Source organism: Streptomyces sp. NPDC058335 (assembly GCF_042723915.1).
Classification (GTDB): domain Bacteria; phylum Actinomycetota; class Actinomycetes; order Streptomycetales; family Streptomycetaceae; genus Streptomyces.
Genome location: NZ_JBHXHX010000015.1, coordinates 147472 through 162273, shown reverse-complemented (window position 1 = coordinate 162273; position 14802 = coordinate 147472). Strand labels below are relative to the sequence as shown.

The 14802-nt window shown below is 70.8% G+C and carries 9 protein-coding genes; 6 read left to right on the top strand and 3 right to left on the bottom strand.

Translation table 11 applies throughout. The annotated features are described in order from the left end of the window. Positions 1-2 precede the first annotated feature (2 nt). The 6 genes from ACFWJX_RS27905 to ACFWJX_RS27880 all read left to right on the top strand — a co-directional run bounded on the left by ACFWJX_RS27905 (position 3) and on the right by ACFWJX_RS27880 (position 11946). Entirely contained in the window at positions 3-908 is a 906-nt protein-coding gene (locus tag ACFWJX_RS27905) for a sugar ABC transporter permease (RefSeq protein ID WP_383248488.1), read from the top strand. A gap of 177 nt (positions 909-1085) precedes the next feature. After that, a complete protein-coding gene (locus ACFWJX_RS27900; protein ID WP_383248486.1) occupies positions 1086-2780 on the top strand; it encodes a glycoside hydrolase family 13 protein in 1695 nt (564 codons plus the stop codon). 133 nt (positions 2781-2913) lie between these two features. Further along, a complete protein-coding gene (locus ACFWJX_RS27895; protein ID WP_383248484.1) occupies positions 2914-4287 on the top strand; it encodes an alpha-amylase family protein in 1374 nt (457 codons plus the stop codon). A 162-nt stretch (positions 4288-4449) separates the two neighbouring features. Beyond that, entirely contained in the window at positions 4450-9852 is a 5403-nt protein-coding gene (gene pulA / locus ACFWJX_RS27890) for a pullulanase-type alpha-1,6-glucosidase (RefSeq protein WP_383248482.1), read from the top strand. Between the two features lie 69 nt (positions 9853-9921). Further along, complete coding sequence (locus ACFWJX_RS27885; RefSeq protein ID WP_383248480.1) at positions 9922-11544, top strand: SpoIIE family protein phosphatase; 1623 nt, start codon at positions 9922-9924, stop codon at positions 11542-11544. A 45-nt stretch (positions 11545-11589) separates the two neighbouring features. Beyond that, the gene (locus ACFWJX_RS27880) at positions 11590-11946 is read left to right on the top strand and encodes a 5-carboxymethyl-2-hydroxymuconate Delta-isomerase (protein ID WP_383248478.1); all 357 of its coding nucleotides are present in this window, start codon (positions 11590-11592) and stop codon (positions 11944-11946) included. Between the two features lie 21 nt (positions 11947-11967). On the opposite strand, the gene ACFWJX_RS27875 is transcribed toward ACFWJX_RS27880, so the two are convergent. The 3 genes from ACFWJX_RS27875 to ACFWJX_RS27865 all read right to left on the bottom strand — a co-directional run bounded on the left by ACFWJX_RS27875 (position 11968) and on the right by ACFWJX_RS27865 (position 14722). Next, positions 11968-12657 (bottom strand): TetR/AcrR family transcriptional regulator, encoded by a 690-nt coding sequence (locus ACFWJX_RS27875; RefSeq protein WP_383248476.1) that lies wholly within the window; start codon positions 12655-12657, stop codon positions 11968-11970. Positions 12658-12725: 68 nt separating this feature from the next. Continuing rightward, positions 12726-13760, bottom strand: a complete 1035-nt coding sequence (locus ACFWJX_RS27870; RefSeq protein WP_383248474.1) for a PDR/VanB family oxidoreductase — start codon at positions 13758-13760, stop codon at positions 12726-12728. Beyond that, positions 13760-14722, bottom strand: coding sequence for a metal-dependent hydrolase (locus tag ACFWJX_RS27865; RefSeq protein ID WP_383248472.1), 963 nt, complete (start codon positions 14720-14722; stop codon positions 13760-13762). The genes ACFWJX_RS27870 and ACFWJX_RS27865 overlap by 1 nt, the downstream gene beginning before the upstream one ends. Positions 14723-14802 lie beyond the last annotated feature (80 nt).

Here is a 14802-nt window from a genome sequence, read left to right as displayed (position 1 = left end):
CCATGAGTACCACCACCGTCGAGACCTCCGCCGACGTGACCGAGCGGCCCCCGGCCGGCCCAGCCCGGGGCCCCGCGCGCGGCAAGCGCGGTGTCGTCGCCTCGCTCGCCTCGCACGGCGTGCTGATCGCCGCCTCGCTGATCGCGCTCTTCCCGATCGCCTGGCTGGTCTTCCTCTCCCTCGGCCCGGACAAGGACGACTACCTCCACCCCGGGCGCATCTGGTCGAAGATGACCCTGGACAACTACTCGTTCGTCCTGCAGAACACGAACTTCTTCGACTGGCTGAAGAGTTCGCTGATCGTGTCGCTGGGCACCACGGTGATCGGCGTGCTGATCGCCGCCACCACCGGTTACGCGGTGTCCCGTATGCGCTTCCCGGCCTACCGCAAGTTCATGTGGGTGCTGCTGGTGACCCAGATGTTCCCGGTCGCCGTGCTGATGGTGCCGATGTACCAGATCCTTTCGGACCTCCAGCTGATCGACACCTACCTCGGCCTGATCCTTGTCTACTGCTCGACCGCGGTGCCGTACTGCGCCTGGCTGCTCAAGGGGTACTTCGACACCATCCCGTTCGAGATCGACGAGGCCGGCCGGGTCGACGGACTGAGCCCCTTCGGCACCTTCGCGCGGCTGATCCTCCCGCTCGCCAAGCCGGGCCTCGCGGTAGCCGCGTTCTACAGCTTCATCACGGCCTTCGGCGAGGTCGCCTTCGCCACGACGTTCCTGCTGGACGACGAGAAGTACACCCTCGCCGTCGGACTGCAGAGCTTCGTCAGCGAGCACGACGCCCAGCGCAACCTGATGGCCGCCACCGCGGTGCTGATCGCGATACCGGTTTCCGCGTTCTTCTACCTCGTGCAGAAGAACCTGGTGACCGGTCTGACCGCGGGCGGCACGAAGGGGTGACCCTCCGCCGGGAGGGCCGACACCCCCCGAAGACCCGAGACGGCCGCGGTCACCATCCGACCCCGCTGTGACCGCGGCCGCCTCGTCAGCACCGCCGTATGTACGCCTGATCCCGATGACTCGTCCCCCACTCTCGACTTCACGCGAGCGGGGGACCCCCACCGCATCAAGGAAGCCATGAGCCAGCAGCACTCCGCCGCCCCGGCCCCGACCACCCGGCCCGACCCGGCCGTCGCCACCGTCGCGCAGCGCGGCGACTGGTGGCGGGACGCGGTCATCTACCAGGTGTACCCGCGCAGTTTCGCCGACAGCAACGGCGACGGCATGGGTGACCTGGAGGGCGTACGCTCCCGTCTCCCGTACCTGCGCGACCTCGGCGTGGACGCCGTGTGGCTCAGCCCCTTCTACGCCTCGCCGCAGGCCGACGCCGGCTACGACGTCGCCGACTACCGTGCCGTCGACCCCATGTTCGGCAACCTGCTGGACGCCGACGCGCTGATCCGCGACGCCCACGAGCTGGGACTGAGGATCATCGTCGACCTGGTCCCCAACCACTCCTCCGACCAGCACGAGTGGTTCAAGCGGGCGCTCGCCGAGGGCCCCGGCTCCCCGCTGCGCGACCGCTACCACTTCCGTCCGGGCAAGGGCGCGGACGGCGAACTCCCGCCCAACGACTGGGAGTCCATCTTCGGCGGCCCGGCCTGGACCCGGGTCACCGAGCCCGACGGCACGCCCGGCGAGTGGTACCTGCACCTCTTCGCGCCCGAGCAGCCCGACTTCAACTGGGAACACCCGGCGGTCGGCGACGAGTTCCGCTCCATCCTGCGGTTCTGGCTCGACATCGGCGTCGACGGCTTCCGCATCGACGTGGCACACGGCCTGGTGAAGGCGGATGGCCTGCCCGACCTGGGATCCCATGACCAGCTCAAGCTGCTGGGCAACGATGTCATGCCGTTCTTCGACCAGGACGGCGTGCACGAGGTCTACCGGCAGTGGCGCTTGGTCCTCGACGAGTACGCAGGCGAGCGCATCTTCGTCGCCGAGGCGTGGACGCCGACCGTCGAGCGGACCGCCAACTACGTCCGCCCCGACGAGCTGCACCAGGCCTTCAACTTCCAGTACCTGGCGACCGAGTGGGACGCCAGGGAGCTGCGCCAGGTCGTCGACCGCACGCTGGAGGCCATGCGCCCGGTCGGCGCCCCCGCCACCTGGGTGCTGTCCAACCACGACGTCACCCGGCACGCCACCCGCTTCGCCAACCCGCCCGGCCTCGGCACCCAGATCCGCACGGCGGGCGACCGCGCGCTGGGCCTGCGGCGCGCCCGCGCGGCCAGCCTGCTGATGCTGGCACTGCCCGGCTCGGCGTACGTCTACCAGGGCGAGGAACTGGGTCTGCCGGACGTCGTCGACCTGCCCGACGAGGTGCGCCAGGACCCGGCGTACTTCCGCGGCGCGGGTCAGGACGGCTTCCGTGACGGCTGTCGGGTCCCGATCCCGTGGACCCGCGAGGGCTCGTCGTACGGCTTCGGCGGTGGCGGCAGCTGGCTGCCGCAGCCCGAGGGCTGGGGCGAGCTGAGCGTCCAGGCGCAGCAGGGCGTGCCCGGCTCGACGCTGGAGCTGTACCGCTCGGCGCTGGAACTGCGCCGGTCCCTGCCGGACCTCGGCGCGGGCGACTCGGTGGAGTGGCTGCGCGCCCCCGAGGGCGTCCTGGTGTTCCGGCGCGGTGAGTTCGTGTGCGTCGCCAACACGTCGGGCGAGTCGGTGACGACCCCGGCGTACGGCCGGGTTCTGCTCGCCAGCGGTGAGCTGACCGAGGCGGACGGCGAGGCGAAGGTGCCCGCGGACACGACGGTGTGGTTCACCACGGCCTGACGGCCCCGCGAAACTTCTTGCATCAACTTCACACGGCCCGCTGCCTTTTCAGGCAGCGGGCCTTTAACATCTGCGTCACCGCAAGATTGCGGGAATCTTTCAGCAAGAACCTTCAACGTCGAAGGAACCCCACATGGCACGCAGAACCCTCTCCGGGGCGCTCGCCCTCGCGGCCGCCGCCCTTGTCATGACCCCGTCGCTCGCGCAGGCCTCCCCGCCCGGCGCCAAGGACGTCACCGCCGTCCTCTTCGAGTGGAACTTCGCCTCCGTCGCCAAGGAGTGCACCAACACCCTGGGCCCCGCGGGCTACGGATACGTGCAGGTCTCGCCGCCCGCCGAGCACATACAGGGCGCACAGTGGTGGACGTCGTACCAGCCGGTCAGCTACAAGATCGCGGGACGCCTCGGCGACCGCACGGCCTTCCAGAACATGGTGAACACCTGCCACGCGGCGGGCGTGAAGGTCGTCGTGGACACCGTCGTCAACCACATGTCCGCGGGCAGCGGCACCGGCACCGGCGGCTCGTCGTACACGAAGTACAACTACCCCGGCCTGTACTCCTCGTACGACTTCGACGACTGCACCTCGCAGATCACCAACTACGGCGACCGCTGGAACGTCCAGCGCTGCGAACTGGTCGGCCTCGCCGACCTGGACACGGGCGAGGACTACGTCCGCAGGGCGATCGCCGGGTACCTGAACGACCTGCTCACCCTCGGCGTCGACGGCTTCCGCATCGACGCGGCCAAGCACATCGACACCGCCGACCTCGCCAACATCAAGTCCCGGCTGACGAACCCGAACGCCTACTGGAAGCAGGAGGCCATCTACGGCAGCGGCGAGGCCGTCCAGCCCACCGAGTACACGGGCAACGGAGACGTCCAGGAGTTCCGCTACGCCTACGACCTCAAGCGGGTCTTCAACAACGAGAACCTCGCCTACCTGAAGAACTACGGCGAGGGCTGGGGCTACATGAACAGCTCCGTCTCCGGTGTCTTCGTCGACAACCACGACACCGAGCGCAACGGCTCCACGCTGAGCTACAAGGACGGCGCCACCTACACGCTGGCCAACGTCTTCATGCTGGCCTGGCCGTACGGCGCGCCGGACGTCAACTCCGGCTACGAGTTCTCCGACACGGACGCCGGCCCGCCGAACGGCGGCTCGGTGAGCGCCTGCTGGCAGAACGGCTGGAAGTGCCAGCACGCCTGGCCGGAGATCCAGCGCATGGTCGCCTTCCGCAACGCCACCCGCGGCCAGTCGGTCACCAACTGGTGGGACAACGGCGGCGACGCCATCGCCTTCGGCCGGGGCTCCAAGGGCTATGTCGCGATCAACCACGAAAGCGGTTCCCTGAGCCGGACCTACCAGACCTCGCTGCCCGCCGGGACGTACTGCAACGTGCAGAACAACACCACGGTGACGGTCGGTTCGAGCGGCCAGTTCACCGCCACCCTGGGCGCGAACACCGCGCTGGCGATCTACGCGGGCAAGTCGAGCTGCTGACCGTCTGACAGCAAGGGTCGTTGAAATTTCTTTCTGTTACTTTCACGACCCTTGCTGTAAGCCTTTCGCCGGGGTTACGGTCGCGCCGGCGCCCGGCGACACAGCCGTCCCGTGGCGCAGGGGTCGGACCCAATGAGCCGTAATCGCAAGGAGTTCACACCTGTGACACCGAGATGGCCGGCGCCCGGGACGCGCCGCACCACCCATGCCGGACGGGTCGCCGCGGTCACCGCGGCCGCCCTCGCGGCAGCCCTCGTGCAGCCCCTCGCGGCCCGCGCCGCCACCCCGCCCCCGCCGCCCTCCGACGCGGCGCTGGCGAAGACCGCCGCCCGGCACGACCTCACCCGCGAGCAGTTCTACTTCGTCCTGCCGGACCGTTTCGCCAACGGCGACACGGCCAACGACAAGGGCGGACTGACCGGTTCGCGCCTCGCCACCGGCTACGACCCCACCGACAAGGGCTTCTACCAGGGCGGCGACCTCAAGGGCCTGACCCAGCGCCTGGACTACATCAAGGGCCTCGGCACCACCGCCCTGTGGATGGCGCCCATCTTCAAGAACCAGCCCGTGCAGGGCACCGGAAACGACGCGTCGGCCGGTTACCACGGTTACTGGATCACCGACTTCACCCAGGTCGACCCGCACTTCGGCACCAACGAGGACCTCGAGACCCTCATCGACAAGGCGCACGCCAAGGGGATGAAGGTCTTCTTCGACGTCATCACCAACCACACCGCCGACGTCGTCGACTACGAGGAGAAGTCCTACGGCTACCTCGCCAAGGGCGCCTTCCCGTACCTGACCGAGGACGGCGAGCCCTTCGACGACGCCGACCACGCGGGGACGAAGGACTTCCCCGAGGCCGACGCCGACTCGTTCCCGCGCACGCCCACCGTGCCGTCGGCGAAGAAGGACCTCAAGGTTCCCTCCTGGCTCAACGACCCCACGATGTACCACAACCGGGGCGACTCCACCTTCGCCGGCGAGAGTTCGGCGTACGGCGACTTCTCCGGTCTCGACGACCTGTGGACCGAGCGCCCCGAGGTCGTCCGGGGCATGGAGAGGATCTACCAGCGCTGGGTGCGGGACTTCGGTGTCGACGGCTTCCGCATCGACACCGTCAAGCACGTGAACATGGAGTTCTGGACCCAGTGGGCCACCGCCCTCGACGCCTACGCGGCGAAGCGGGGCCGCGACGACTTCTTCATGTTCGGCGAGGTCTACTCCGCAGACACCGCCGTCACCTCTCCGTACGTCACCCAGGGCCGCCTCGACGCCACCCTCGACTTCCCCTTCCAGGAGGCGGCCCGCCAGTACGCCTCGCAGAGCGGCAGCGCGAAGAAGCTGGCCTCCGTCTTCGGTGACGACTACCGGTACACCACCGACAAGGCCAACGCCTACGAGCAGGTGACCTTCCTCGGCAACCACGACATGGGCCGCGTCGGCCACTTCCTGCACCAGGACAACCCGAAGGCCACGGACGCCGAACTCCTCGCCAGGGACCGGCTCGCCAACGAGCTGATGTTCCTCAGCCGCGGCAACCCCGTCGTCTACTACGGCGACGAGCAGGGCTTCACCGGCGCGGGCGGCGACAAGGACGCCCGCCAGACGATGTTCGCGTCGAAGACCGCCGACTACCTCGACGACGACGAGATCGGCACCGACCGCACCCACGCGAGCGACGCCTACGACACCGGAGCCCCGCTCTACCGGCAGATCAGCGCCCTCTCCCAGCTCCGCAAGGCCAACCCGGCCCTCACCGACGGCGTCCAGACCGAGCGGTACGCGGCCGACGGCGCGGGCGTCTACGCCTTCTCCCGCACCGACGCGAAGAACGGCACCGAGTACGTCGTCGCCTTCAACAACGCGAGCGAGGCCGAGACGGCGACCTTCGCCACCGGTTCGGCGGGCATGCGCTTCGGCGGCGTCTACGGCACGGACACCCAGGTCACCTCCGACGCCGGCAAGAAGATCACCGTCACCGTCCCGGCGGGCTCGGCGATCGTCCTCAAGGCGGCCGGAAGGCCCGCCCCGCCGGCCACCGAGCCGACCGTCACCCTGAAGGCCCCGGCCGCCGGAGCCACCGGCACCGTCGAGCTGAGCGCCGACGTCGACGGGGGACAGCTCAACCGCGTCGTCTTCGCCGCCCAGACCGGCAACGGCCCGTGGAAGACGCTGGGTTCCGCCGATCACGCCCCGTACAAGGTCACGCAGGTCATCGGCAAGGACGTACCGGCGCGGACGGCCCTGCGCTACAAGGCCGTCGTGATCGACTCGGCCGGACGCACGGCGAGCGCGACCGCCGCCTCCACCACCGGCACCCCGCCCGTGCCCGAGACCCCCACCGCCTCCTCCCGCGACTACGCGGTCGTCCACTACAAGCGCACGGACGGCGACTACGCGAACTGGGGCCTGTACGCCTGGGGCGACCTCGCCGACGGCGAGTCCACGAACTGGCCCGACAGCCACCCCTTCACCGGCCGTGACGCGTACGGCGCCTTCGCCTACGTCAAGCTCAAGCCCGGCGCGACCGGCGTCGGCTTCCTCGTCATCGACGGGCAGGGCAACAAGGACGTCTCCGCCGACCGCACCATCGACGTCACCAGGACCGGCGAGGTCTGGATCGAACAGGGCAAGGAGACCGTCCTCACCGAACGGCCCGACCAGCCGGCGCAGGACAGGACCAAGGCCGTCCTGCACTACCACCGGGCCGACGGCGCCTACGACGGCTGGGGCCTGCACACCTGGACGGGCGCCGCGAACCCCACCGAGTGGTCGAACCCGCTGAAGCCGGTGCGGACCGACAGCTACGGCGCGGTCTTCGAGGTGCCCCTCACCGAGGGCGCCACCAGCCTCAGCTACATCCTCCACAACGGCGACGAGAAGGACCTCCCCACCGACCAGTCGCTGGACCTCACGGCCGACGGCCACGAGGTGTGGCTCCTGAACGGGCAGGAGAAGTACCTCCTGCCGCAGCCCGCCGGCTCCGCCGCCGCACTCGACCTGACCACGTCGAAGGCGGTGTGGATCGACCGGAACACCGTCGCCTGGAACGGCTCCGACGCGGCCGCCTCCACCCAGTTGCCGTACTCCCGCACCGGCTCGATCACCGTGCAGGACGGCGCGCTCACCGGCGCCGACCAGCGCTGGCTGCGGCTGACGAGGAGCACGCTCACCGACGCCCAGAAGGCGAAGTACCCGCACCTGAAGGACCACACCGCCTGGACCGTCGACCCCCGTGACCGCGACCGCGTCCGCGAGGCCCTCCGCGGCCAGGTCGTCGCCTCCCAGCGGGCCGTGAACGGCGCCGTCCTCGCGGCCACCGGCGTGCAGACCGCGGGGGCCCTCGACGACCTCTACGCGGCCGCCACGAAGGCCCACCTCGGCCCCACGTTCCGCGACGGCCGTCCCACCCTGGCCGTCTGGGCGCCGACCGCGCAGAAGGTGACCCTGGAGATCGACGGCTCCACCGTCAGGATGAAGCGGAACGACACCACCGGCGTCTGGTCCGTGACCGGCCCGAAGTCCTGGAAGAACAAGCCCTACCGGTACGCCGTCACGGTGTGGGCGCCCAGCGTCCGCCAGGTCGTCACCAACAAGGTCACCGACCCCTACTCGGTCGCCCTGACCGCGAACTCCGAGCGCAGCCTGGTCGTCGACCTGGCCGACAAGTCCCTCGCGCCCAAGGGCTGGTCGAAGCTTGCGAAGCCCGCGGCCGTCCCCCTCCAGGACGCCCAGATCCAGGAACTGCACGTCCGGGACTTCTCGGTGGCCGACCGGACGGCCGCCGACCCCGGCACCTACCTCGCCTTCACCGACCGGGACAGCGACGGCTCCAGGCACCTGCGGGAACTGGCGAAGTCGGGCACCTCGTACGTCCACCTCCTGCCCGCCTTCGACATCGCCACCATCCCCGAGAGGAAGGCCGACCAGGCGACCGTCGACTGCGACCTCGCCTCCTACCCGGCCGACTCCGACAAGCAGCAGGAGTGCGTGGCCGGGGCCGCCGCCAAGGACGCCTACAACTGGGGGTACGACCCCTACCACTACACGGTCCCCGAGGGCTCCTACGCGAGCGACCCCGACGGCACGGCCCGTACCGTCGAGTTCCGCGAGATGGTCAAGGCGCTGAACCAGGACGGCCTGCGCGTCGTCATGGACGTCGTCTACAACCACACCGCCGCCGCCGGACAGGCGTCCACCAGCGTGCTCGACAAGGTCGTGCCCGGCTACTACCAGCGCCTCCTCGCCGACGGCTCGGTCGCCAACAGCACCTGCTGCGCCAACACGGCCACCGAGAACGCCATGATGGGCAAGCTGGTCGTCGACTCCCTCGTCACCTGGGCCAAGGAGTACAAGGTCGACGGCTTCCGCTTCGACCTCATGGGCCACCACCCCAAGGCCAACATCCTCGCCGTCAGGAAGGCGCTCGACGCGCTCACCCCGGCCAAGGACGGCGTCGACGGCAAGAAGATCATCCTGTACGGCGAGGGCTGGAACTTCGGCGAGGTCGCCGACGACGCCCGCTTCGTCCAGGCCACGCAGAAGAACATGGCCGGGACGGGCATCGCCACCTTCTCCGACCGGGCCCGAGACGCCGTCCGCGGCGGCGGCCCCTTCGACGAGGACCCGGGCGTGCAGGGCTTCGCGTCCGGCCTCTACACCGACCCCAACCCGGCCGGCGACAACGGCACTCCGGCGGAGCAGAAGGCCCGCCTGCTGCACTACCAGGACCTCATCAAGGTCGGGCTGAGCGGCAACCTCGCCGCCTACCGGTTCACCGACACCGGCGGCAAGGAGGTCACCGGCGCCCAGGTCGACTACAACGGCGCCCCGGCCGGCTACGCGGACGCCCCCGGCGACGCCCTCGCCTACGCCGACGCCCACGACAACGAGTCACTGTTCGACGCCCTCGCCTTCAAGCTCCCGGCGGACACCTCCGCCGCCGAGCGGGCCCGCATGCAGGTCCTGGCGATGGCCACGGCCACCCTCTCGCAGGGCCCGGCGCTCTCCCAGGCCGGCACCGACCTGCTGCGCTCGAAGTCCCTGGACCGCAACTCCTACGACAGCGGCGACTGGTTCAACGCGATCCACTGGAACTGCGCCGACGGCAACGGCTTCGCCCGCGGACTGCCCCCGGCCGCCGACAACGCCGCCAAGTGGCCGTACGCCAAACCCCTGTTGACCAAGGTCGCGGTCGGCTGCGCCCAGATCGACGGCACCTCCGCCGCCTATCAGGACCTGCTGAGGATCCGTACGACGGAGAAGGCGTTCTCCCTCGGCACGGCCGCCCAGGTGCAGTCGGCCCTCTCCTTCCCGCTGTCCGGCAAGGACGAGACACCCGGCGTGATCACCATGGAACTCGGTGACCTGGTCGTCGTGTTCAACGCGACGCCCGACGCCCAGGAGCAGCGCGTCGCCGCACTGGCCGGGACCGGATACCGCCTGCACCCGGTGCAGGCCGCCGGAGCCGACCCCACCGTCCGGACCGCGGCCTACGCGGCGCCGACCGGCACCTTCACCGTTCCGGCACGAACCGTCGCCGTTTTCACCCGCACTTCCTGACATCGCATTACCTTGGTGGAGCAGACCGGGAACCGGGTCTGCTCCACCGGTGTGTCCGGGAGTCGAGGGATGGACGCCAACGGCAGGCGGACCGAGGTGACCGTACTGGTCGTGGACGACACCACGGCCGGCCGGTTCGCCATGGCCAAGCTGTTGCGAAGGGCCGGCCACCAGGTCGTCACCGCCACCACCGGCCGGGCGGCACTCGCCGAACTCGACGTACGGCTGCGCGAGGGCACGCTGCCCGACGTGGCCCTCATTGACGTCGACCTGCCCGACATGAGCGGTTTCGACCTGTGCCGCCGGATCAAGGCCCGCCCGCACATGGCCGGGCTGCCCGTCGTGCACTTCTCCGCCGCCGCCCTCGCCCCGGGGGACCGCTGGCAGGGACTGGACGCGGGCGGCGATGCCCATCTGGCGATGCCCGCCGAGCCCGGGGAGGTCGACGCCGTCGTCCGGGCCGCCGTACGTGCCGCCCGGCTGCGCGCCGACGACCAGGCGCTGGCCCGGCGGCTGTCCCTGCTGTCGGAGACGATCGTCGCCGTCCAGGCGGCCCGTTCCCCTCAGGAACTCGCCGACGCCGCCGCCGACGGCACCGCCCGGCTCACCGCTGGCCCCGCCGCCGTCTTCGTCCTCGGCCCCGACGACGAGCTGTACCGCGGCACCTCCCGCGACCGCACCTCGCTCGCGCCGCCCGACACCGGTGCCCACCGCACCGTCGCCGCCCTGCTCCGCCGGCTGACCCGCGGCCAGACCGGGGTGCAGATCACCACCGTGCCCGCACCGCTGTGGCCCGCCGGGTTCTTCCGGCCCGGCGTGGAGCACGACGCCCGCCTCGCACTGATCCCCACCGGTGACGGCCGGGCCGCGGTGTGCCTGGCCACCCCCACCCGGGGCGTACGCCGCGTCGACCCGGAGAAGGAGGCCCTGGTGGCCCGGCTCGCCCAGGCCACCGTCCTCGCCGCCGAACCGCTCCTCATGTACCAGGTCGAGCGGCACGTCGCCCTCACCCTCCAGCACAGCTTCCTCCCCCAGCCGCACCGGCTGCCCGAACTGCCGGGCGTCGAGGTCGCCGTCCGCTATGTGCCCGCCTCACGGGAGGCCGAGATCGGCGGCGACTTCTACGCCGCCCTGCGCACCCCCGAGGGGCACCTGGCCGCGGTCGGCGACGTCGTCGGGCACTCGCTGGAGGCGGCCACCGTCATGGTCGAGATCCGGCACGCGCTGCGCGCCCACTGCGTCGAGGAGAGCGACCCGGCCGTGCTCGCCGAGCGCCTGGACCGGATGCTCCAGCACTACCACCCCGAGGTCACCGCCACCCTCTGCCTGGTACTGATCGACCCCGGCACCGGCCGCGTCCGCATCGCCAACGCCGGCCACATCCCGCCGCTGATCATCCGCGACGGAGAGGGCGCCGACTACGCCAAGGCCTCCGGCCCGCTCCTCGGCCTCGGCGTGCCCCACCCGCCGCCCACCGAACTGGTCCTCGACCCCACCGACCGGCTCCTCATGGTCACCGACGGCCTGATCGAGACCAGGGGCACCGACCTCGCCGTGTCGATGGAACACCTGCGCGCCGCCGCCACCGGCGCGCTGCCCGGACTGGACGCCCTGTGCGACACCCTGCTCGACTGCTTCGGCCACGAACGTGAGGACGACATCGCCATGCTGGCGCTGCGGCTCGCGCAATAGGCTGACCTCCGTCGCCCACCACCGGGCCGTCCAGAAGGGGTGCCCATGCCGCAGATCACCGTCGACTACTCCGACCGGCTCGCCGACGACTTCGACCGGCCCGGCTTCGCCACCGCGCTGCACGGTGCCGTGGTCGAGATCGCCGCCGCGAAGCCGCCGGCCTGCAAGACGCGGTTCCGCCGCACCGAGGACGCCACCGTCGGCCCCGACACCGAGGGCCACGCCATCGTGCACGTCCACATCGCACTGCTGGCCGGCCGCACCGAGGAGACCAAGGCCAAGCTCACCGAGGCGGTACTGGAACTGCTGCGGCAACACGTGAAGCCGGCCGCGGAACTGGCCCTGCACGCCTCCGCCGAGGTACGCGACCTCGACCCGTCGTACCGCAAGTACGAGGAGTAGGCGGCGGGCAGCCGGCCGGTCCTACGACGCCAGCGCGATCAGCCGGGTCATCAGGTCGCCGAACGGGCCGTCGGCCGGTTCCTTGCCCAGGGCCGGCCGCAGCAGGGCGCGCAGTTCCTCGTCGTAGGCGGCGGTGACGGCGGTCAGGGCGGCGAAGTCGCGCACGAGCTTGACCTCCAGCTCCTCGCGCGGGATGCGCCGCCCGTCCAGCCAGATCAGCGCGGTCGACTCGGCGAGCGAGATCCAGGAGCGGACGATCAGTTCGAGCCGCGGGGGCGCCTCGGCGACCTCCAGATGCGCCAGGATCTGCTCGTAGGCGGCCTGGCGCACGGAGTCGATCAGCGCGTTCGTGGTGGAGGAGCCGACCGCCGGGCCGCCGCGCATCAGGGCCGAGAAGCCGGGGCCGTGGGCGTCGACGAAGTCGAAGTACCGGCGCATCACCCGCAGCAGCCGGGCCCCCAGCGGCCCCTCGTGCGGCTCGGCGAACCGGCTCGCCAGATCCTCCGAGGCCCGCTTCAACGCGGCCTCGTACAGGCTGAGTTTGCCGGGGAAGTAGTGATAGACGAGCGGCCGCGAGATGCCCGCGGCCGCCGCTATCTCGTCGATGGAGACCTCGTCGGGGGAACGACGGGCGAAGAGTTCGAGAGCGACGCCGATCAGCTGCTGCCGCCGCTCCTCCACTCCCATTCTGCGGCGAACCCCGGTAGTCATACGAACACCTTACCGATCGAATCCGGACGTGAACGGACCGGACCGGCCGTGGTGTTCGCACGGCGTTCTCACATGTCGAGCACCAGACGGTCACTCCGGGACCGGGACACACAGATCAGCATCGAGTCGCCACGCTCCGCGTCGGTCAGCAACTCGTCCCGGTGCTCCACCTCGCCCTCCAGAACCCGCTGCTGGCAGGTCCCGCAGAAACCCTGCTCGCACGAGTACGCCGTGTCCGGCAGCTCGGCCCGCACCGCGGCCAGCACGGAGGAGTCCGCCGGGACCGTCAACACCCGGCCGGCACGGTGCAGTTCGACCTCGAAGGCGCCGCCGCTGACCACCCCGGCGGTGAACCGCTCGAACCGGACGTCCGGCACCCGTTCCGCCACGGCCGCCAGGAGCCCTTCGGGCCCGCAGCAGTAGACCGCGGCCTTCTCGGGCAGGCCGGCGAACAGCGCGTCCAGGTCGGGCCGCCCGTCCTCGTCCCCGGCGACCACGGTCACCCGCCCCGCCCCGAGCGCGCGGACCTCCTCCAGATACGGCATCGAGGCCCGCGTCCGCCCGCCGTACAGCAGCCGCCACTCGGCGCCGTCCGGCAGGGCCCGCAGCATCGGCAGGATCGGCGTGATGCCGATGCCGCCCGCCACGAACACATAGGCGGGGGCGTCGACGAGCGGAAAGCGGTTGCGCGGCCCTCGCACCTCGATCTCCATGCCCGCCTGGAGCAGCTCGTGCACCTCCCGGGAACCACCCCGCCCGTCCTCGACGAGCCGGGTGGCGACGGTGTACGACGAACCGTCCGCCGGGTCCCCGCACAGCGAGTACTGCCGCACCAGCCCCGACGGCAGCACGAGGTCCAGATGCGCTCCCGGCTCCCAGCGCGGCAGACCCCGCCCTTCCAGCCGGAGTTGGACGACCCCCTCGGCGACGGTCTCGTGCGAGGCCAGCAGCAGCCGCAGTGCCCGCGACCGGGGCCGCCCGGACACCGGCTCGTCGAGGGCCGGCATCGGCCACAGCGGCGATCCCTGGACACGGCGCCGCAGCGCCCGCCGCACCAGCAGCGCGGCACCCGCGACGGCGACGACGGTCAGCGGCTTCGGCATCACGCGGCTCCCCTGCCGTCGGTGTCGGTGTCGGTGTCGGTGTCGGTGTCGACCGTCGCGGTGGCGGCCTCGGCGGCCAGCGCGGCGGGGGAGGAGGCCAGATAGGCCACCGCCTGCGCCGTCGACGCCTCCTGGGAGGGGTGGTACGTGCGGCTCAGATAGCGCGGGACCGACCTCAGCAGCGCGCCGGTCGCCGGCAGCGTGCCCCGCCGGCCGCGCACGTAGAACGCCCTGAAGGAGGCGCGGCCGTCGACCAGCGTCGGATCGTTCTCCATGAAGAACCTGGCCCCGCGCTGCCACAGGAACACCAGCGCGGCGAACGCGATCGCCCAGGTCCGCACCCGCCGCCGGTAGCCGCCGTCGACGTGCGTGAACAGGTCGAAGGCGACCGAGCGGTGCTCGACCTCCTCCGCGCCGTGCCAGCGCAGCAGGTCCAGCATGGTCGGATCGGCGCCCCGCCGGTCCAGCTCCCCGGCGTTGAGCACCCAGTCGCCGAGGAACGCCGTGTAGTGCTCGATGGCCGCGATCAGCGCCACCCGCTCCAGCAGCCACCAGCGGCGCGCCCGCCCCGGCGGCAGCGTCCGGTCCCCCAGCAGCTTCTCGAAGAACCAGTCGACCTGCGCGGTGTACGGCGTCGGATCGAGCCCCAGCTCCCTCAGGTGCGGCAGCACCTCGTCGTGGGCCTGGGAGTGCATGGCCTCCTGCCCGATGAACCCGATGACGTCCTCGCGCAGCCGCTCGTCCCGGATGTACGGCAGCACCTGCTTGTACACGTGAACGAACCACCGCTCACCGGCCGGCAGCAGCAGGTGCAGCACGTTGATGGTGTGCGTGGCGAAGGGATCCCCCGGCACCCAGTGCAGCGGGGTGTCCTCCCAGGAGAAGGACACCTTCCGCGCCTTGAGCGCGACGCCTTCGTCCTTGACCGGCTGGGGCGTCCGGACGCCCTTCTTGTTAGACATGGCGTCAATGTACTGACGGGTAGCGCGAGGGTGAACCCCTGTGCACGCTCAACTTCGCGGACTGCTTCGGGGACTGCTTC

What these genes read in the sequence shown, in the direction of transcription:
- ACFWJX_RS27905 (WP_383248488.1), top strand. Translation starts at nt 3, where the DNA reads ATGAGTACCACCACCGTCGAGACCTCCGCCGACGTGACCGAGCGGCCC.
- ACFWJX_RS27900 (WP_383248486.1), top strand. Translation starts at nt 1,086, where the DNA reads ATGAGCCAGCAGCACTCCGCCGCCCCGGCCCCGACCACCCGGCCCGAC.
- ACFWJX_RS27895 (WP_383248484.1), top strand. Translation starts at nt 2,914, where the DNA reads ATGGCACGCAGAACCCTCTCCGGGGCGCTCGCCCTCGCGGCCGCCGCC.
- ACFWJX_RS27885 (WP_383248480.1), top strand. Translation starts at nt 9,922, where the DNA reads ATGGACGCCAACGGCAGGCGGACCGAGGTGACCGTACTGGTCGTGGAC.
- ACFWJX_RS27880 (WP_383248478.1), top strand. Translation starts at nt 11,590, where the DNA reads ATGCCGCAGATCACCGTCGACTACTCCGACCGGCTCGCCGACGACTTC.
- ACFWJX_RS27875 (WP_383248476.1), bottom strand. Translation starts at nt 12,657, where the DNA reads ATGACTACCGGGGTTCGCCGCAGAATGGGAGTGGAGGAGCGGCGGCAG.
- ACFWJX_RS27870 (WP_383248474.1), bottom strand. Translation starts at nt 13,760, where the DNA reads ATGCCGAAGCCGCTGACCGTCGTCGCCGTCGCGGGTGCCGCGCTGCTG.
- ACFWJX_RS27865 (WP_383248472.1), bottom strand. Translation starts at nt 14,722, where the DNA reads ATGTCTAACAAGAAGGGCGTCCGGACGCCCCAGCCGGTCAAGGACGAA.